Source organism: Vibrio sp. 2-1-2a (assembly GCF_032648565.1).
Taxonomy (GTDB): domain Bacteria; phylum Pseudomonadota; class Gammaproteobacteria; order Enterobacterales; family Vibrionaceae; genus Vibrio; species Vibrio diabolicus.
The window spans coordinates 77,407-97,085 of the sequence record NZ_WBOH01000010.1; the positions used below are offsets into that span (position 1 = coordinate 77,407).

General features: G+C 41.1%; 11 protein-coding genes and 4 pseudogenes. 10 read left to right on the plus strand and 5 right to left on the minus strand.

Features of this window, described 5'->3' with window-relative positions; translation table 11 throughout:
* Positions 1-54: 54 nt before the first annotated feature.
* The 3 genes from F7Y48_RS20385 to F7Y48_RS20395 all read left to right on the plus strand — a co-directional run bounded on the left by F7Y48_RS20385 (position 55) and on the right by F7Y48_RS20395 (position 6,712).
* Entirely contained in the window at positions 55-3,132 is a 3,078-nt protein-coding gene (locus F7Y48_RS20385; RefSeq protein ID WP_316685326.1) for a GH116 family glycosyl hydrolase, read from the plus strand.
* A gap of 112 nt (positions 3,133-3,244) precedes the next feature.
* Positions 3,245-4,261 carry a LacI family DNA-binding transcriptional regulator gene (locus F7Y48_RS20390; protein ID WP_258514884.1) on the plus strand — a complete coding sequence of 339 codons (1,017 nt, stop codon included), beginning with the start codon at positions 3,245-3,247 and terminating at the stop codon, positions 4,259-4,261.
* A 165-nt stretch (positions 4,262-4,426) separates the two neighbouring features.
* Positions 4,427-6,712, plus strand: a complete 2,286-nt coding sequence (locus F7Y48_RS20395; RefSeq protein ID WP_301661100.1) for a glycoside hydrolase family 9 protein — start codon at positions 4,427-4,429, stop codon at positions 6,710-6,712.
* Between the two features lie 177 nt (positions 6,713-6,889).
* Here F7Y48_RS20395 and F7Y48_RS20400 read toward each other — a convergent pair whose 3' ends face one another.
* Positions 6,890-7,696 carry a family 16 glycosylhydrolase gene (locus tag F7Y48_RS20400; protein WP_316685327.1) on the minus strand — a complete coding sequence of 269 codons (807 nt, stop codon included), beginning with the start codon at positions 7,694-7,696 and terminating at the stop codon, positions 6,890-6,892.
* A 227-nt stretch (positions 7,697-7,923) separates the two neighbouring features.
* On the opposite strand from F7Y48_RS20400, the gene F7Y48_RS20405 reads away from it, so the two are divergent.
* A complete protein-coding gene (locus F7Y48_RS20405) occupies positions 7,924-8,919 on the plus strand; it encodes a Gfo/Idh/MocA family protein (RefSeq protein ID WP_301660848.1) in 996 nt (331 codons plus the stop codon).
* 231 nt (positions 8,920-9,150) lie between these two features.
* Positions 9,151-10,170, plus strand: coding sequence for a LacI family DNA-binding transcriptional regulator (locus F7Y48_RS20410; protein WP_301660849.1), 1,020 nt, complete (start codon positions 9,151-9,153; stop codon positions 10,168-10,170).
* Between the two features lie 57 nt (positions 10,171-10,227).
* Here the strand turns inward: F7Y48_RS20410 and F7Y48_RS20415 are convergent, their stop codons facing one another.
* Positions 10,228-12,552 carry a glycoside hydrolase family 9 protein gene (locus F7Y48_RS20415; RefSeq protein WP_301660850.1) on the minus strand — a complete coding sequence of 775 codons (2,325 nt, stop codon included), beginning with the start codon at positions 12,550-12,552 and terminating at the stop codon, positions 10,228-10,230.
* Between the two features lie 455 nt (positions 12,553-13,007).
* Between F7Y48_RS20415 and F7Y48_RS20420 the strand changes: the two genes are divergently transcribed.
* From F7Y48_RS20420 to F7Y48_RS20430, 3 genes are all read left to right on the plus strand, one after another.
* Positions 13,008-13,706 carry a family 16 glycosylhydrolase gene (locus tag F7Y48_RS20420; RefSeq protein ID WP_080101933.1) on the plus strand — a complete coding sequence of 233 codons (699 nt, stop codon included), beginning with the start codon at positions 13,008-13,010 and terminating at the stop codon, positions 13,704-13,706.
* Between the two features lie 98 nt (positions 13,707-13,804).
* Entirely contained in the window at positions 13,805-15,016 is a 1,212-nt protein-coding gene (locus F7Y48_RS20425) for a putative glycoside hydrolase (RefSeq protein WP_316685328.1), read from the plus strand.
* 193 nt (positions 15,017-15,209) lie between these two features.
* Positions 15,210-16,370, plus strand: a complete 1,161-nt coding sequence (locus F7Y48_RS20430; protein WP_258515268.1) for a glycoside hydrolase family 5 protein — start codon at positions 15,210-15,212, stop codon at positions 16,368-16,370.
* Between the two features lie 323 nt (positions 16,371-16,693).
* Here F7Y48_RS20430 and F7Y48_RS20435 read toward each other — a convergent pair whose 3' ends face one another.
* The 3 genes and pseudogenes from F7Y48_RS20435 to F7Y48_RS23640 form a co-directional block, all read right to left on the minus strand.
* Positions 16,694-17,008: a hypothetical protein gene (locus tag F7Y48_RS20435; protein ID WP_301660852.1), complete on the minus strand. Its 315-nt coding sequence runs from the start codon at positions 17,006-17,008 to the stop codon at positions 16,694-16,696.
* A 133-nt stretch (positions 17,009-17,141) separates the two neighbouring features.
* Positions 17,142-17,264 (minus strand): annotated as a pseudogene (locus F7Y48_RS23635) (hypothetical protein); the annotation flags it as partial.
* Between the two features lie 194 nt (positions 17,265-17,458).
* Positions 17,459-17,647 (minus strand): annotated as a pseudogene (locus F7Y48_RS23640) (IS66 family insertion sequence element accessory protein TnpB); the annotation flags it as partial.
* Positions 17,648-17,823: 176 nt separating this feature from the next.
* On the opposite strand from F7Y48_RS23640, the pseudogene F7Y48_RS20440 reads away from it, so the two are divergent.
* A pseudogene (locus tag F7Y48_RS20440) lies at positions 17,824-18,108 on the plus strand (ISNCY family transposase); the annotation flags it as partial.
* A 511-nt stretch (positions 18,109-18,619) separates the two neighbouring features.
* Positions 18,620-19,445: pseudogene (locus tag F7Y48_RS20445) on the plus strand (IS5 family transposase).
* Positions 19,446-19,679: the final 234 nt, after the last annotated feature.

The window sequence follows — 19,679 nt, forward strand, 5'->3', positions numbered from 1 at the left end:
TTTTTATTAGATATTAAAGGATTAGTTTAAATATTCAATGTTGGATTTGAAATTATGATAAATAAAATTCCATATACATCGTATTCAGGCCTAGCGGGAGACCTATGTAATAAAGGAAACGCCGTTGAGTTTATTCAACCTTGGTATACGCCGATATCAACAACACCTGCAAATACTGGGATGGCTGTCGGTGGTATAGGTTCTACATTTACTTTGACTCCGCAAGGGAATACGCCAAATTTTGCTTTTATTTCAGGGATGTTTGTTGACTGTGAACATGAGAGTGTTCATTTTAACGACTTCTATTTTTCTGTTATGGATGAGTATTCAATAGATAATATTGACATTCCTAACGTTGAAGAAATGATGAATTTCCTGAAATATTATCCGGCTGATTTTTTATTTGAATTATCAACGTGTGATAATAAGGAAACGATTCTTTCTGGCATAAAGGATTGCTTGCTAACAGGCCAATTTTATTCAAATAATAAGTCTAACTTTGAGCGCTGGAATATTGAGTTTTCAGGTAAAACTCAACAAGCAATTGCGAACAATGAAAGTGCAATCGAAACGCAATTGTTGGTGGCTATCGACTTCTTCGACGGTTTATTGGTAAACCGTTCTGTGCGCGCGTTGTCGCTTACGGCTAACCAAAAGTCGAATGTGGCATCGATCGATGCTAACAACATTGTTTATCGTGCATTATATCCGATTGCAGAGTATGAATATCAAGGTCTTGATTCTATTACTTTAACTCGTCAGGTTGTATCTCCAATCGTTAAAAATGACCAAACACTTTGTAGTTTGCCGATGCACTGGAACCACTTTGAAGTGAGCAACAAGAGTGACCGAGTTCAACTTGTGACTTTAGTTCAACCATTGCGTAATTTGATTGGCTCAACCTATAAAAAAGCGCGAGATGGCGTTCAAGATTCTTGCAGTTATTTGGTTCAGAATGCGATCAAACAACAGCATCAACCTGTATCTATCTCAGGGGAGGACTATGAATTCCAAGGCGTGAGTATGACATCGAATTCACCGTACGAAGGAGATATCTCTGGTGAAGTTTTGTACGGTGTACATACTCAGGTCAATGGTGTGGCCGCGGATCAAGTCACAGTCTCCGTTAAGCCTCAGGTATATAGCAGCAAAGCCGATAGACAAGTTGAGCGAGCATTAAAGACAGGCCGAACAAATCAACACTTTGATCATGGCATTTATAGCGGCAGAGAAGCGTTGAGCGCCCTAGTTTGTGTTCAGGTGACGCTAAAGCCGGGAGAGACAATCGCGCTTAGGTTTGCACAAGTGATGGACCACAGCAAGATCATGTTAGATGATTGGGAGAGTGAAAAAGCGTACACCCGTTACTTCCCGGTAGAGTCTCGAGCACAAACTATGCTTAACATGACATTACCTAGACTTGGACAGATCGAGCAAGAGATTATTGCGCAGCAATGCGAGTTTCTCGATATGGCGAGTAGGAATTTTGATGATAGTGATAGTGCACTACGCTATGCAACGATGGCGATGAATAGTTTGTCGTTCTTAGCGGAATCTACGGTTTGGGATAGAGAAAACACACTTCTGGTTAAAGAATGTGTTGATTATCCATTCTTTAACTCATTAGATGTGTATTTTTATGGTTCTTTCTCGCTGTTGTATTTACTACCCGAACTAGACGGCTGCGTAATGAAACATTTTGCCAAAGCTATATTGGCTAGTAATGTAACCCTACGGCGCTACTGGGAATATGAAGATAAGCCTTATGCTGAACTAGTGGATGAAAAATATCAAGGTACAAGAGCCGAACGTGGTGCTGTAATCCATGATCTAGGTAGCCCTTATGACATTCAGCCCGATGCTTACAGTTGGCATAATGTCAAAGAGTGGAAAGATCTGGCGCCTAAATTCATTTTGATGGTGTACCGACACTGGCAAAAAACGGGGGACAAATCTGTCGTTGAGAGTTGTTGGTTTGCGGTAAAAGAAAGTATTCAATACCTTACTAATCTTATTGAGCCAGGCGACACTCTACCATTGACTCGTGGTACAGATGATACATTTGATAACCTCGCTTCTCACGGTATATCTATTTACTGTGGTAGTTTGTGGGCGGCTGGTTTACGTGCGGCGAGTGAGTTAGCTTTGATCGTCGAAGAAACAGAGCTGGCTGAAGACTATTCTCGCCGATCAAAAGAGGCTCTTGAGACATTGGAGCGTGGGTTATGGGATGAACAGGAAGGCTATTACCATTTCTTTATCACTCCTGTGCAAGCAAAGCACCTATCTGGTCATGACTTCGAAACACTTGAAAAAATTGGTTTAATGTTAACAGGCGACACTGTGCATGACGCTAATTTGGTGAATAAATATTTAGATGCGTATGAAATAAATAACGGTAAGAGTAAGCGCGAACAACGCATGGCCAAGAAACAAATCCTGTTGGAGTTGGCTCCAAATGCTTTTCGTGATGAATTTGCCCAGTTAGTAGCAGATTCAGATAACAGTTTTGGTGATGCATTGCTTGCAGACAGTTATCTAAAATTAGTTAAGCTACCAGGTTTGTTTGACTCATCTCGCATTGAGCGTACTTTAGATTTTATTTATCAGACTAACTATGTGCTTAACAGCCCTAAGTTGGGTGTTGCGAATATGACGTTGGCGGATGGCAGCCCTCATGAAGCATTTCAGGCTCAAGATGTTTGGATTGGCGTTCAGTTTAGTGCTGCAACGGCTTTACGCCTTGCCGGTAAGCAAAAGCAAGCAGAAACCTTGATGGATGCGGTGTATAAAGCCCTCTATGAAATGGCGAAGATCCCTTTTGCCGCACCTGAAGGTTTTAACTGTTCAGTGTCCGTGAGTAGTAGTGACTTGGTTGAACGTTTTGGTTTAGCAACGGATGAGGCATATTATGTATTGAACCAACTCAAGAGTCTTGGCCATTTACTTGGTGATGGTCGAGTTAATCCCGACCTTACTCTAAACTCCGAAGAGTTTAAGCAGAGTTTGCCTGAAATGCCATCAACCGTAGCTCATGATGAGTTCCATACTTGGTTACTGAGTACTGGGTTAAAATATACGGCTGGACGCTACTTCCGACCAGGAATGATCTATTCCTACCTTTACCAATAAAGTAGTTGGCTTCCCCGAAGGTTAAAAATGTGGGATTAGTAGTGAAAACCAAATCAATCCCACGTTATATTTCACTTCTTTGTACACAAAAAATTAAAGATAGAATCAACCTATGGTTAGGAAAAAAAGCAAAACTCCAACTTTATATGATGTAGCAGACTTAGCCGGAGTGTCACCGAGTACGGTTTCACGTTTCTTAAACCGGACTTCTCAAGTCTCGGAAGATAAAAGTCATAAGATAGAACAAGCAATTACTACTCTTGGTTACAAACCCCACTTTCAAATACAGCAAGCTAAGAGCCGTCGTTCAATGACAATTGGCGTTTTGGTGCAGCATCCAGACAGTCCTTATACCAGCAGTATTCTTAATGATATGGAAAAAGTATTGATGGCTCAGGGCTACTCATTAGTATTAGCGACCGGACATTGGCAGAATAAGCTAGAGATGAATGCGCTTGAATACTTGATGAGGTGTTCTGTTGATGGTTTGATCGTAGTGACCGGAGACCTAAGTGAACAGTTGATCAGACAAACCGCGGAATCGATCCCTGTTATTGCAGTTGGATATAATATCGAAGGAGAAAACATTCGCTCATTGAGTTTGGATAATTGTCTTGGTGGCTACATAGCCACTTTACATTTGTTGCAACTCGGCCATATGAATATTGCGCATATTAAAGGTCTGGATTTTCATCCTGACTCCAAAGCTCGCTTTAAAGGGTATAAAAAGGCTCTAGCAGAATCAAATATTAAACCTAATCCAAAGCTCGTTATGCAAGGTGATTTCAGTGCCGAGACTGGATACAAAAAAACGATTGAACTAATCGAATCTAAAACGCACTTTTCTGCGATATTTTCTGCTAATGATCAGACGGCTTATGGTGCAATTAAGGCGTTGACAGACAGGGGACTCCGTGTGCCAGAAGATGTATCAGTTATCGGATTCGATGATTTGCCTGTTTCCCAATATTTCACTCCAGCTTTAACGACTCTGCGTCAGCCAATTGAAGAAATCGGTACTTTATGCGCTAAGTCGATGCTGAACTTATTGTCAGGAGAGCGGTTCGAAGCCAGATTACCACCGATTGACCTCATTGTTCGTCAGTCAACGAAGTCTATTTATAGGTAAGATTCTCTTGAAACAGATTCATTGAGCTATCGTTGAATGTTAGCGGTGTCACGAAGGGATAATTCTGTATATTTTATACCTACATTTTGTGCATTTACATCAAATTAATGCGCGTGAAATTGGCTTATTTTCGCTGTGTTGTTATTTCAATGTTTAGGAATAAGTATGTACAAAAAGAAACTAACACTGGCAATCATACTAACGCTTTCATCTGGTTCGGTTTTAGCAAACGAACAGTTAATTAATGGTTCGTTTGAAGGCAGTATGGATGGCTGGTGGAATGCTGGCGCTGATGTCAAAGTTGAAAATGGTGAAGCGTGTGTTGAGATTAGAAATCCGGGTGAAAACTCGTGGAATGTGATTTTGGGACAAGGCGGCATCGGTCTAGCTAACGACGCCGATTATCAGGTTTCATTTGATGCGTACGCAACTACTGATACTCAAATGAAATCCCTTATTCAACACGAGGGGCCTCCTTACACTCACCACTTCATTGACGAGACACACGTTTCGACAAAGAAGAAAACTTATAAGTTTAATTTCACTCACGATACAGAAAGTGATGCAAAAACAGAATTCCAGTTCCAAATGGGGGCACAAAAAACTGGAACTATATGCGTCAGCAACGTATCGATTCTTGGTGAGCGATATATAGAAGAGCTAAAGACGAGTTCTGTTCGTGCTAACCAAGTTGGTTACCTCCCTCAAGCCGATAAGTTAGTATTTGTTGCTAATGAATCTAAAGAGCCAGTGAAGTGGGTGTTAACAAACAGCAGCAATATCAACATTGATATGGGCAGAACCCAAGTATTTGGTGAGAATAAAGCTTCTGGTGAATTTATCCACCAAATTGATCTATCGAACTACAAAACAGATATGAGTGGTTTGAAAGTTAAAGTCGGTGAAGACGAGAGTTTTCCATTTAAAATCAGCAAAGATATTTACAGCCAGTTGAAATATGATGCGTTGTCATACTTCTATCAAAACCGCAGTGGTATCGATATCGAAAAAACCTTAGTACAGCGTGACGATTTAGCTCGCCCAGGCGGTCATATGAGTGATGTGGTCACTTGTTTTGATAAAGTGGACAGTTGGGGTAATCAATGGCCAGGTTGTGACTTTTCTGTTGATGTCACCGGTGGTTGGTATGATGCGGGTGATCATGGCAAATATACAGTTAACAGCGGTATTTCGACTTGGACGCTGCTCAATTTGTATGAAAGAGGTAAATGGCTAGAAAATGTGCCAATCCCTTTTGCTGATGGGAAAGTGAAAATTCCTGAAGCGGGAAACGGTGTTAATCCTTTGCTATCAGAAGCTCGTTGGAATATCGAGTTCATGTTGGCTATGCAGATCAACACAAACAGCCCAGTCGCGGTGCCAATCGGTGATCAGTCGAAAGGTAAGACACTGAAATTGACAAAGATTAACCCTAAAGGCATGGCTTTCCATAAAGTTGCTGACGAAGCTTGGACTGGGATGCCATTACCTCCTCACCTAGATACACAGAAGCGATATGTGGGCTATCCTACTACCGCTGCTACGTTAAACTTGTCAGCGATAGGTGCTCAATGTGCGCGAATTTGGAAAGATATTGATCCAGAGTTCTCGAAAACCTGTCTGAATGCAGCGGAAGAGGCTTGGAAGTCAGCGAGCAGAAGCCCTAACATTTTCGCATACGATAACTTTACGGGTTCTGGTCCTTATGATGATTCTGAACTTTCTGATGAGTTTTACTGGGCAGCTAGTGAGCTTTATATTACGACAGGAGATAGCAAGTACGCTGATGCTCTGAAAAGTTCTTCTCATTACCTTGAAACACCAAAAGGGGATATTGAGGCAACTGGCGAAATGTTTTGGGGTTATACGGCACCTTTAGGAACCGTAAGCTTAGCGATAGTCCCGAACGGCCTAGGTGAGGAGCAAGTTAAGATTGCAAGAAACAACTTGATAGAAACGGCGGACAACTTTGTAAATCAGATTAAGAACGAGGGTTACCATATTCCTTACACGGTAGAAGAATATCCGTGGGGATCAAACTCAAGTTTTGTAAACCGATCTATGCTGCTAATTTACGCGTACGATTTCACTGGTGATCTTATGTATGTCAAAGCCGCGGCCAACGCGATGGATTATCTACTAGGTGCAAACCCAATGAACCTATCCTATGTTACAGGTTATGGTCCAAATGCTGCTAAGAATCCACATCATCGTTTTTGGGCGCATGCTGCGGATGAGAATTCACCTGAACCTGCGCCTGGGGCATTGGTTGGCGGTCCAAACTCTGTAAGTTACAGTGATCCAGTTGCCGCTACGTTGAAGGGCGTATGCGTTGGACAAACGTGCTATCGTGATAACATCAATGCTTGGTCGTTTAATGAAATTACAATTAACTGGAATGCTCCATTGGTTTGGGTAGCAACTGCCTTAGATGAAGGTCAATTGAATTAACAAGCCCGGTTACGACGTTAATAGGTCACTTTACATTTTTTCTCTTGAACGAAAAAGTGAGGTGGCCTTTTATTACAACAAGTAATAATGATTAAATAACTAATTTATTCGATATAAAAATACCCAAGTAACATAACGGAACTTGGGTATATGTTGTTTTTAAAAGTGTTATATTTATTAATTTATACCTGTTTGGTTGTTCGTTAATCCAAGCACTAACATGCCATTCCTAATTGCTATGTTGTCTTGTGAAAATGTTACTAGGTTTCCATCAAAACTCCAATCGCCTTTTCCCCAACGCTTTTCATTGAAGCTATTAAAATCATCTCGCCACTCTAAGTTAAAGTCGCCATTATTAAAGCTATGATACTCAATCCAGTCGACATATTGATATAATGGTAAGTTTTTAGTATTGAATAAACCAGCCCATTCAATAGCTTCAGATATCCATAAATTCATACGGTAACTTTGAGGTGAATCTCGCATATCAATAACTTGTTTTGATGTTGCCGCAGTTTCAGTATGGATCACCTTTCCATCGACTTTCCACGTTATTTCATCTGGTGTCCAGATTAACGTGAACTCGTGGAACTGGTCCAAATTTTGTATGTTGTGAATAGTCTCTGAATGTATGCGTTTTGTACTATTTCCCGTAATTAGGTTAGTTTGTAGTTGATCTGGTTGTTTCCCAACCACTTCGATATCAATTTCTCTCCAGGGGATACCGCCCTGCCATGACTCGTTATCGTAAGTGAAAAACGAAGAGATAACACCAGGGCTTGATACCATCTTCATACGCATAACAAACTTGCCGAACTTAATTTTATTATGACTGTAAATTTCCGCGCCATAAAGAGGTGTTTTGGTTTTATTGAGTTTTCCTGTTTTTATTAATGTATCTTGATTAATATCTGTATGTGATTGGCAACCACTTAGTGCACTCCCTATAAGTGCGATAGTTGCGATTGATATGATTTTTTTCATAACCATCCTTATTAATTTAAATACTGAAAATTATTTTATGTTTCTAAACTGTCTATTTCAAATTTCTTAATTAAATATGAGAGGTTTGGGTGAATATTTTAACTATAAGTTGTAAGTGGTTTTTATTATCTAAATTTAATTTATTGAAGTTGACAATTGTGAGGAGTTAGAGCTAGGAAAACGTTTGATTATTTGCTATTTTCTAATTGAAATAATAAGGAATGTTTATGACTGAAAAAAAATTCAATTGGGGTATTATCGCCCCAGGCAGAATAGCTCACACTTTTGCTAAAGCGTTAGATGTAGTCCCTAATGCAAACTTGTATGCCGTAGCAAGCTCAAACCTAGAGCGAGCCAACTCTTTTGCGCAAGAATACGAATGTCAGCATGTTTACAATGACTACCATGCCTTAATCGATGATGCACTTGTAGATGCGATTTACATTGCTAACCCTCATCGCTTTCATTTTGAATGGGTAAAAGCATGTCTTTTGGCGGGGAAGCCGGTTTTGTGTGAAAAGCCACTTTGTGTAGATGAAGCTCAAGCACGGGAGTTAGTAGAACTCGCTGAAAAACGTCAGGTCTTCTTGATGGAAGCTGTTTGGACACGCTTTTTGCCAATTTGGCAGCAGGTGTCAAACTGGCTGGGTGAAAAACATATTGGTGACTTACGCCTATTGAGTTCATCTTTCGGTTTTAACGTACCACGTGATGAGAATGATCGACTATTAAACAATGACTTAGCAGGTGGAGCACTGCTCGATATGGGAATTTATAACCTCACCATGTCACAGTTTGTGCTGCAACGTGAGCCAAGTGTGATAGTGGCGAATGGCATGATTGGTGAGACAAATGTCGATGAACGTACCAGTGTAATTCTTGATTATGATGGTATTGGTAGCCAGTTCACGGTTAGCTTGAACACCACGTTGGACAATAGTTTCACGATTTACGGTAGCAATGGCTACATAAAAATCGAATCCATGTTTTGGGCAGGTTCGAAGGCGGTATTATGTGTTGCCGGCGAAAAAGAGGAAGTGGTGGAGCGACCGTTTAGAGCAACAGGTTTTGAATATCAAATTGAAGAGGTAATGAGTTGCATTGCTCAAGGTAAACTTCAGAGTGATGTCATGAGCTGGCAAGACACTATAAATACGATGAAAACCATGGATGAAATTCGTCGGCAGATCGGGCTGGAATACCCATTCTTACATCACACTTAAAACAGATCGTGCGCGTGCAGATTTGCGCTAGCAACTAGGCAGTGTCATCCTCTCTAGTTGCTATTGGTTACACGTGTGGATATAGCCTACCAAGAAGTATTATTTTGTTATCTCTATTGTTATTTGCAAAAATATAAGAGGTTGATTTTTAACAAACCTTTACCTTCACTAATCTGAAAACATGTGTTAGAACGGTTACTCTAGATTGGATCTAAAGCATTAAGTCTTCATATGGATAAAACAAATAAAACCAAGGCGCCTACCGCTTACGAAGTTGCGAAGCTTGCTAACGTATCTCCCAGTACGGTTTCTCGATACTTTAATAGATCGTCCTATGTCTCTAATGATAAAGCGGAGAAAATAGAAGATGCCATCCGTTTATTGGGGTATAGGCCTCAAGTCGATGTTTATAAACTGGTCAAAACCCGTTCGCTGACGATTGGCGTACTGGTTCAGAATCCGGACAGTCCTTACACCAGTTCTATTCTGATAGATATAGAAAAGGTGCTTGATGAACATGGGTATTCAATATTGATGTCAGTGAATAGTTGGCAGCAGAGGTTGGTTTCTCATTCTCTTGACTATCTTCTCAAAAGCGATGTGGATGCGATCATCATCATTTCTGGCAATGTTGATAAGTCGCTTATTGTTAAGTGTGCTGAGAAAATACCCGTGGTTGCGGTTGGCTATGATATTGAGGGAGATAATATTCAGTCGATCGCACTTGATAACACGCTCGGTGGGTATCTTGCCACCTTGCACTTAATACAGCTTGGGCACGTTAATATCGCACATATAAAAGGCTTGGCAAATCATCAAGATGCGACTTCCCGTTTTCTTGGTTATAAAAAAGCACTCTCGGAGGCAGGCGTTGCTTATAAGGAAAAGTTGGTGTTGGAGGGCGATTTTGGTATCAAAACTGGCTACGATAAAACGGTAGAGCTTGTTCAGTCTGGTGTGTATTTTTCCGCCATATTTGCCGCTAATGATCTTACCGCCTTTGGTGCAATCAAAGCATTACATAAGCATGGGTTCAAAGTTCCGGAAGATGTGTCCGTTATTGGTTTTGATGACCTACCGATGTCGCCTTATTTCACGCCTTCTCTTTCAACATTACGTCAACCACTTGATGAAATCGGTGCGATCAGTGCTCGATGTGTATTAAAGCTGCTGTGTGGAGAAGTCGAAACGGTTAGGCTTCCACCTATTTGTTTAAAAGCGAGAGATTCAACTAAGTCTCTATATCGATAAGAGCGCGAGTAAAAAGCCGAAAATACTTTTTCGGCTTTGTTACGTTATGCTACTCAGTTATTGAACGGTTTCATCTAAGAAACTCGTCGCCCAGAAAAATGGGGCATTCCAGTTGATGGTTATTTCATTGAGTGTCCACGCCCCGATATCATCTTTCCAACAAGTTTGTCCAATACACTTGCCTTTCATTGACGCTGCGACAGGATCACTGAAGTTAATAGAGTTAGGACCTCCAGACATGACACCAGGAGCGACTACTGGAGATTCACTGTCGGCGGCATGAGCCCAAAAACGGTGATGAGGATTCAGAAGCGGGCGACTTCCATAGCCCGAAACATAAGACTGATCTAACGCGTTACGGCCAAGGACATAGTCCATCGCATCAATAATAGCTTCTACATACTTACGATTATTTGTGAAATCATAAGCAATACCTAGGAAGATACTGCGGTTCATTAAGTTGGAATTTGAACCCCATGGGTACTCTTCGGTGTTGTAAGGAATGAGATAACCTTCTTTTTCTCTCGACTGGTAATAAGCGTCCGCAGTTTTGATAATATTCGCACGTGCTTTCTCTATTTCGCTAGCTGGTAATTTATTAGGAACGATAGCAAGAGACAAGGTTCCTGCTGCGCTCACTCCTTGCCAGTACAGATCGCCAGTCGCATTAAGGTCTCCTTTAGGAGTTGCTAAATAGTAAGGTGAAGATTGAACCGCTTTTTTGTATTCTTCTTTCCCTGTCGTGACAAACAGTTCCGCAGCGGCCCAGTAAAACTCATCATCTAGTTGAGTATCATCATATGGGCCGGAGCCGACAAAGTTGTCGTATGCATACACATTTTTGTGTTGATTGGCTGCCTTCCAGGCTTTTTCTGCAGAAGTTAGGCAACGCTTCGCATAGCTTGGATCGAGGTCTTGCCAAATCCTTGCACATTGAGCGGCTGTAGCGGCTAAGTTAAGTGTAGCGGCGGTGGTCGGGTAGCTTAAGAATCGCTCACGTGGATCTTTGTGAGGAGGTAAAGGCATTCCCGTCCAAGCGTCATCAGCGACTTTATGAAAAGCCATGCCATCGGCATCAATCTGCGTGAGTTTCAATTGATCTAATTTCTCGGATTGATCACCCACGGGAACCCAGATTTTGCTATTTTCAGGCACTTGCATTGCCATCATAAAGTCCATCATCCAACGACTTTCATCAAGAAGATCGTTGAAGTTGTTGTTATTTTCTGGGATCTTTACTTTTCCATCTGCAAAGGCGTTGGTACGATTTGCCTGCTTTTCTCTTTCGTAGTAGTTGGCGAGAGTCCATGCCGAAATGCCGCCATTAACCACGTACTTGCCATGATCTCCCGCGTCATACCAGCCGCCAGTGACATCTAAGTTAAGATCACAACCTGGCCATTGGTTTCCTTTTGCATCGGTTTTATTAAAACACGTAACAACTTCAGGCAAATGTCCTGCAGGTCGAGCGAGATCGGCTCGTTGCACGTATTCAGGCACAATATCAATGCCACTGCGTTGTTGATAGAAGAAAGAAAGAGCGTCGTACTTCATTTTTCTATAAATGGCATTATCAATAACAAATGGATGGCTTTGATGTCCGTCCACTTCTAACGTGGCTTGCTTTGCCGGCTTTTGCACACTGCTAAAATCGATCAACTGGACATGTTCACCAGAAGCTTTATTCAAGCCGAATGGAATCGTTTCACCTTCGGCGATAACTCGTTGGTCAGAACCTAATAACTTCCAACTCACAGGTGATGTCTCTTTAGTGACGACCGTGGCATGTTTAGGCCCATGGATAAAGTAGCCAACTTGGTTAACTCTTACGCGAGCTAGGTTGCTCTCCTTAACATATTTTGGCCCGGTTAAAGAAACATCTTTAACACAGACGGTTGTTGGTGATTCGGTTCCCATTTGAAACTGGAATTGAACGTTATCGTCATCACCAGCTGGCTTAAACGAAAATTGAAATGGTTTAAGATCCTGATTGAGAGCAATATCCTGAACAAAATGGTTGGTGTATGGCGCTCCATTATGCTGGACGAGTGCTTTTACGTTTATTGACTGTTTTGCTAGCGCACTAAATTGTAGATGGTAGTCTTGGCCTTGTTTTAAGGCCAGTCCCGATTGTCCAAGAATAACATCCCATGGATTCTTACCCCTCTGAGTAAAGGTAATACAACCCATCTCGTCGGTAGATTGTAGTTCTGCGCCTGCAGCCCACCATCCATCAGTGCTTTGTGAAAAACTGCCATTGGTAATGAGTTCTTCTTTATATTTGCTGGTATTATTGGACGTCGATGGCTCTACAGCACAGCCACTAATTCCAATAAAGCCACAACTAAAAATAGCTACGATACTTAGCTGTTTCTTATTCATTTTAACCTCGTGAACTTTAAAAGATGATATTGATAGGTCTCTTTTATAATCGTAATTAACTCCACCGAAAGTGGAGGTTTGAATATGTATTTTTATAAATGGGGGAACTTTGATAAAACGATATGTTACTTAATAATGCAAGTGGTATTTTTTAAATTGTGAAGGCGGTTAATATTTAATATTTTTATCCCATTTTTCTTTTAAAATCCATTCTCAATTTCAAGAAATGATTTCATGAAGGCTATGGAAGTGTGATTGATTCCTTTTTTTTAATTTTTACTAATTAATAAAAACTTTATTTTTAAAGATGGATATGGACAAATGTTAACAAATACATCTAGAGTCTAATCGTAAAATAAGTGGGGGAAACAAAGAGATTTTGCTGTTCATACTTTGTTCTCGAAATCTAAGAATGTATACGTCAGGTATATATAACCCTAGTTAAGAGGTTAAAAATGAACACAATTCTACGACGCTGTAGTTATGCATTGCTACTCAATACTTTATGTGTTTCTTACAGTTTTGCTTTGGATTGGAGCGGAATGAACTGGCTTGTCTCAGATGGTTGGAGAAATGGTGGAAGCGAGTTCGATTGTACATGGCAATCACAAAATGTTTGGCGTGAAGCTGATTTATTGATTATGCATGCAAAAACAGAGTCTTATGGTAAAAGTTGCTCTGAAATTAGGACTTACCAATACGTTCGTCGTGGGCGTTATGAAGTAGAAATGCAAGCGGGGGCTGTACCCGGAACTATCAGTTCATTTTTTACTTATGCGGGAGAATCCGGAACTGACAGCCATTATGAAGTTGATATTGAACTGATGGGAGGAACGAATTTATTACACACGAATGTATGGATAGAAGGTCGTCAATCTCCTGTGGATATCGACTTAGGTCAATATGGGATGTCTATTTGGAGCATGGAGAAATATGCATTCACAATCGACGAATATGGTGTGACATGGGAAGTTTTCAGTCGATATCATAATCAGTGGGTTCAAGTACGAAGAGCCAATAAAACAGTCTCAGGTTATATGCAAATATTTATTAATAATTGGATAAGTGCTAATCCACAGTTTCCACCTAGTTATTATAACGGCTATCCCGTTTATGCAAAATATCGAACAGTTAGATTTTCTCCTTATGAGTAATTTATTAAAGGTTTATATGGACCAATTAACGAGAGTGTAGAGTTATCATGAAAAAAATAAGTAAAAAATTTATCCTTTTACCATTAATACCGATGGCTATGGCTATTTCTGGATGTCATTCTGATAATGACGATAATCAAGCAGATGTTTCGGGCGGTGATGATCTCAAACTATTTGGCGTAGATGCAATGGCTGGCATATCTCCGTGGATTCAGTCTGAGAACGATGGATGGAAGGTCGTTGAAGTCAGCGAGACCCAAGCTAGCTTGGCAGATATCAATGCTGTGCTGATCAATAATAATGGTGAAAGTGATACCGCAGATATCCAAGTTACAGGTACTGGAAGTCACTTATTCATGCTTAAGTCCGAAGCAGCAACGGATCTAAGCGGTTATCAGACTGGTTATCTAGAGTTTAAAGTTCGCGCGAAAAGTGATTCACCTGAATCAATGGTGGTTTCGATTGATAATGAGTGGCCAAACAGAAGCAGCCTCGAGTTGAGTAATCCGCTAATAGGAAGCGGAGAATGGGAAACGCTTAGCGTTCCAGTGACATGTTTGAAACCTTTCGATGGCGCTACTGCGGTCGATTTTACACAAGTGGGTACCCCTTTCCATCTGGATGTAAAAGAGTCATTTGACTTCGAAGTTACCGATGTCACTTATCGATTAACTACAGATCAAGAAACCGTCGTGGACGCTGATAGCTGTGCTTCGACTTCTGATAGTAACAGTGATAGCGATGGTGACAGTAATAATGATGTGGAGCTTGGTGTGAACAATGCTCCGGCTCTTAATAGTGGAGACGCTGCACTATATTACTCAGGTGATATTAGCCAGGCTCAAGATTATTCGTCTGCTTACCCATTAAATAGTTTCGGTTTTGTCGTGACAGAGGAAAACCAAGTTGTGAATGTCTCATCTTCAGAGAATGGCGGTGTATTCCTCGGAAATGACGATTCTGATATGGATTTCTCTGCTTACCAAGACGATCTTGTTAGTCTCGATTTGAAAGTAAAAAGCTACGGAGAAACGAATGGCCTTCAGATTCGCATGGATGGAGTGACTGAAGATTTCGGCCTGTTCTTTACCGTGGATAACGTAATAGTGCCAAGCGATGATGAGTGGTACCGCTGCCAGATTCCTGTTGCATCAATCATTCCTCAAAGCAATTTAACTCAAGTAAAAAAAGCAATCTATATTTCTGGACCGTGGGACAGCATGAACAATCTGGAGTTCTCCTTTGCAAATGTTTCAATCGAAGGTAAAGGTGACAGCTATGATCCTTCGTCTCCTTGCAGAAAATTATAGCGATTAAGCCGTTCTGCATCGAATCAGGGTAAACCAATATTGCCATCTCATTCCTATGAGTGAGGTGGCTTTGTAATGTACACAAATTCATAAATAGCAGTTTAGAGCTGCTTGTAGATATAAAAAGTTTATTTAATGGTTGCCAATTGGAATGACATTTCATAGCTATTGAGTTTTAAAGGAATAGTGTTTTATGTTTCGTGAGATAAAAGTAACAAGCGTGGCAATGTTAAGTCTCATCACGTTGATGGGCTGTGGCTCGGGTAGCAGCGATAAAGGTGAACAATCGGTTGTTCTAGATAGTCGTTATTACACAGATATGTATCATTGGAATGACAGCAAAGGGCTTAACGTTACTGCGCTTGGCCGTGGTATCAATATGGGGAATTATCTTGAGTCGCCCACTTATGAAGGGGAGTGGAATAATAACCTGACGATTCAGGCCAGTGACTTTAGAAACATCAGCCAAACTGGCTTTTCAAGTGTACGGATCCCTGTTCGCTGGAGTGCACATACGTTGATTAATGATCCTAATACTATCGATGACGCTTTCTTGTCACGTGTGCAAGAAGTGGTTGATCAAGCTATTCAGGAAGACTTAAAAGTAATCATCAATACTCACCATTTTGACGAACTATTTTACGATGATAAAGATTTTGACTATCAACGTTCACGACTATTGAAGTTTTGGAACCAACTATCTAAGCGTTTTCCTATAAGCCAATATAATCAAGACCAACTGATTTTTGAGTTTCTTAATGAACCCCATGAAAATGTCACCGTTAAGGAATGGAATAGTTTAATTTCAGATCTCACCGATATCGTTTGGAATGCAAATGCTGTTACTCAAAACAATGCACTTGGCCAACGCAAAGTCATGATTGGGCCTGCAGATTGGGGTGGGGTATCTAAGCTACCTTATTTGGAACTGCCTAAATCATCTAATCCCGATAATACAATCATTACGGTGCATTTCTACGAACCGTTTCAATTCACTCATCAGGGGGCTTCTTGGGTAGATGGGGCCGATGCATGGATTGGGACACGTTGGTTGGCGACAGAGTCGCAGCAGAAAGTACTGCTCGATTACTTAAATATTGTGGATACATGGAATGCTGAACCTGGCCATGGATTTGAAATTAACATTGGTGAGTTTGGTGTCTACAGTCAATACTCTGCGAGAGAAGATCAACGCGCTTGGACAGCATTCATTACCAGAGAAGCTGAAAAGAAAGGGTATAGCTGGAACTACTGGGAGTACAGCTCTGGTTTTGGTGCTTACGATCCATATACTGAACAATGGCGAAAAGCGCTAGTTGAAGGACTTATACCTAAAAACGCAGATAGCGATTAAATGAGGCAACCAAGTTAATGTACCTACATCTTTAAAAACTTGCTTGTATCGGCACCTTGATGTTTTAAACGAGGGAACTAATACAACTAAAGTGTAAGCGCTCATTACTCTGCATAACTAATAGTCCAACCACAACGATCTAGTCTTTAACTAAGTTCCAAGGTAGTCGCGCCTCTATTTGCTCAAGGGTTCAAGTCCGTTCAACTTAGCAGACTGCGCTCGCTTTCGCACCTTATAAAGTATCTGCGAACAACCATGCTTTTCGACTCGCCACGAAGAGTCGCAAAGCATTTTCAGTCATGATGTTACTGATACGCAGCTCATCAGTTTACGAGGTAAATCTCTAGATAGTAGCTACGAGGTATAGAAGTGTTGTTCTTGTTCTTGTTCTGATCTTGATTGTCCTTTTCATGCTGCTCAACTTTCGGGTCAGTACAGAGCTCCGCTTCATCGAACAACAGGAGCTGGTCAACATTGCTTTTCTCACTGCTCGGCATGAAGCGTTTAATTTTAAGGTGGCATACCACCTCTTCTAACACATCGATACGAGCAGACTGAGATTGCAGGCGTGTTTCTTTGTTGATTAGCAGAGCTTTCAGTCGCTCAATTTCAGCTAAATGGTTGGTTGAAAAAGTCACAGTAAAATCACTTTAAATGCCTTATGGGAACATGGTTTATTGTACCAAAAAGAGTCGATTAACTCGCTAAAACAATTGCTCATATCCCAACTTTTTAAGCTTTTGCATCAAGGAGATACCGTAAGCCCATTTGTCAGCTTGCCAATGAGGGAGACCAACTCATCAGTGTGCTTTGGCCATTTGAATTTATCTTCGGCAGCGATTTGTAATAAAGCACAAAGCCGCTGTCCTCCCAGGAGAGGTACTTAATTTTATTGCGCTGTTTATTAGCTCACCGCCAAACGGATTGTGGTCTAGCTCTAGCTCAACGAGTGTTTAACCCTCGGTGCTACTTGCGAAAATCAATCGGGTTATGGTAGAGGTAGACTTTCGGTAGCGAGAATGCGGGTCTTAACGTAGGCTGATGCATTATCTCATACACCCTATGAGTTCCACAGCAACATGAGCGTTTCATTCATCAATGTCCTCAGCTTGAGCACCGCTTGGTCGTGTGACAGTGAGCGATGAACTGATATGCTCGGTGACGGTTTCAACTTGTGCGAGAGCGAACTTGGAGGTGACTGACTTAGTCACTGAGTTTGTGCGGTTGAATATACGCTTCCAATAATTGAATTGAGATTGGTCTGTAGTGGTTCGGCAGTATTCAGCTTGCTAGAGGTTAGTGGTTTGCCAAGACTCGACATGATGCTGCCAAGTTTGTTGTAGAGATGACATAAAAGCCTCCATAGGTAATGACGCAGAGAATTAAGCTCTTACCGTTGGGATAGTTGAATGGATTAGTATTGCTTGAACAGGTTTTCCATTCTTGCTAGGAATTTAAGGCCCTGTATGTGGATAGGGCGGGTGTTTTCGCTGGTCCTAAACGCAGCAACTTCTCACAAATGCAGCGAGCCTGTGAAGAGCTGGGAATTGAGATTATCTTCGCTAACTCCCCTCAAGGCAAAGGGCGTATTGAACGCTCCTTCGATACCTTCCATGACCGCCTGATACCGGAATTACGGCTGAATAACATTGCGGATATGGACAGCGCTAACCGCTACTTACAGGAAGAGTTCATTCCCAATTACTGGGTGAAAAATGTCATCGTTCAGCCTAAGAATTAACGCTCTGCGTTCAAGTGTTTACCCGCTGACACAGGGGGGCTAGCTCGATTTGCTGTCGTTATAGTTTTTATCCAACATCATATTTCAATTCTAGTTGTGCTGATTCCTTCTGGTGTTTTTTGTGTTTTTAAGCTGTTCTAAAAAGTGTAAGTGTGGAAGTGCTCTCAGCCCTTGTGCTATAAGGCTTTAGGTGCGACAGGAAAAATATTATTTCATATAAGAAAAAGAGAAAAAGTTGTCGCACCCAAAAGAGGAGTGAATAGAAGTGTTAACTGTAAAGCAGTTAACTTTTCCTATTCTGTTTGTTTTCTTTATTTTAAGTAACTATTCACAAATGGTTTATATTTATTTTTAATGAATTTGGGAAATGGCTTTTATCCATTTTTAAGTTCTAATTTGCCTTTAAGCCATGTAATGTAAGGGCTGAGGGGTTTTGTTGCGTAAATCGATGGAACGAAACCAACAGCTTACGACCTGATCGGCTACATTCATTCAAGTCTGTTGTTTCATGCCAAAACCACGTTACAAAATAAGCAACTGGAAACAAAACAACCAATCTCTAATCAACCGTGGTCCTCTGACGTTTTGGATTGACGAAGAAGCGATGAGTTCGTGGAAGCAAGAGAAACAGCACAAGTCAGTGATTCAGCCATCGCAACCGCTTTGATGGTAAAGCATATTTTTTCAATGCCACTTCGTGCTTCACAAGGATTTATTGATTCCGTCTTTCGACTTGCTCTGGTTCCACTGCGTTCCCCATGCTACAGCTGTATCAGCCGCCGAGTCAAAGAGGTTGATGTGAGTTTTAAAACGAAAAGCAAAGGACCGCAGCACCTCGCTATCCGATGCTAAAGGTCTCAAGATTTATGGTGAGGGCGAGTAGGAGGTCAAAAAACATGGCACCGATGGCAAACGCAGAGTGTGGCGCAAGTTACATATCGTAGTGGATACAAGTAGTCACGAAATTATTGCCGCCGAACTGAGTTTATCAACGGTCACTGATGCAGAAGTATTGCCACGCGGCAATCCGTATTAGGCGAGTCGTTGCTCTTATCCCTCCAAGAGAGGAAGCAGCATTCTGGGAACGAGGCCATCCAAGAAACTTAGCGGTTGACTGTCAAAAGTTATACGATTCGAACAAGTATTGGAAAGAGCGATATGGCTATCACAAACACTCGCTATCTGAAACAGCGATGTATCGTGTGAAGCAGTTACTTGGAGGACGATTAAGCCTACGGCATTACAACGCACAAGTTGGTGAAACCTACTCAATGGTCAAAGTGTTGAATAAGCTTACTGGGCTTGGTATGCCTAAAACTTTGTGTGTTGGTTGATGCTCACCTGAAATAGGACGATTCAGCTTCAAAAGTGAATTACGCAACATAGCTCATGTGTTTACGTGAATAAAAACAAAAGAGAAAACACAGATAGGGCAAGCAAACATGCAAAGCATTTTGCACTGAATATAAAAAAGATGCTAGATATAAATATATTAAAAGCTTTGAGGGAAATAATATTACCCACATGGTTTTCACTAAATATAAAAATCAAACAATATTATAACCTTG

Coding starts and splice junctions, on each gene's coding strand:
- F7Y48_RS20385 (WP_316685326.1), top strand. CDS start 55: ATGATAAATAAAATTCCATATACATCGTATTCAGGCCTAGCGGGAGAC.
- F7Y48_RS20390 (WP_258514884.1), top strand. CDS start 3,245: ATGGTTAGGAAAAAAAGCAAAACTCCAACTTTATATGATGTAGCAGAC.
- F7Y48_RS20395 (WP_301661100.1), top strand. CDS start 4,427: ATGTACAAAAAGAAACTAACACTGGCAATCATACTAACGCTTTCATCT.
- F7Y48_RS20400 (WP_316685327.1), bottom strand. CDS start 7,696: ATGAAAAAAATCATATCAATCGCAACTATCGCACTTATAGGGAGTGCA.
- F7Y48_RS20405 (WP_301660848.1), top strand. CDS start 7,924: ATGACTGAAAAAAAATTCAATTGGGGTATTATCGCCCCAGGCAGAATA.
- F7Y48_RS20410 (WP_301660849.1), top strand. CDS start 9,151: ATGGATAAAACAAATAAAACCAAGGCGCCTACCGCTTACGAAGTTGCG.
- F7Y48_RS20415 (WP_301660850.1), bottom strand. CDS start 12,552: ATGAATAAGAAACAGCTAAGTATCGTAGCTATTTTTAGTTGTGGCTTT.
- F7Y48_RS20420 (WP_080101933.1), top strand. CDS start 13,008: ATGAACACAATTCTACGACGCTGTAGTTATGCATTGCTACTCAATACT.
- F7Y48_RS20425 (WP_316685328.1), top strand. CDS start 13,805: ATGGCTATTTCTGGATGTCATTCTGATAATGACGATAATCAAGCAGAT.
- F7Y48_RS20430 (WP_258515268.1), top strand. CDS start 15,210: ATGTTTCGTGAGATAAAAGTAACAAGCGTGGCAATGTTAAGTCTCATC.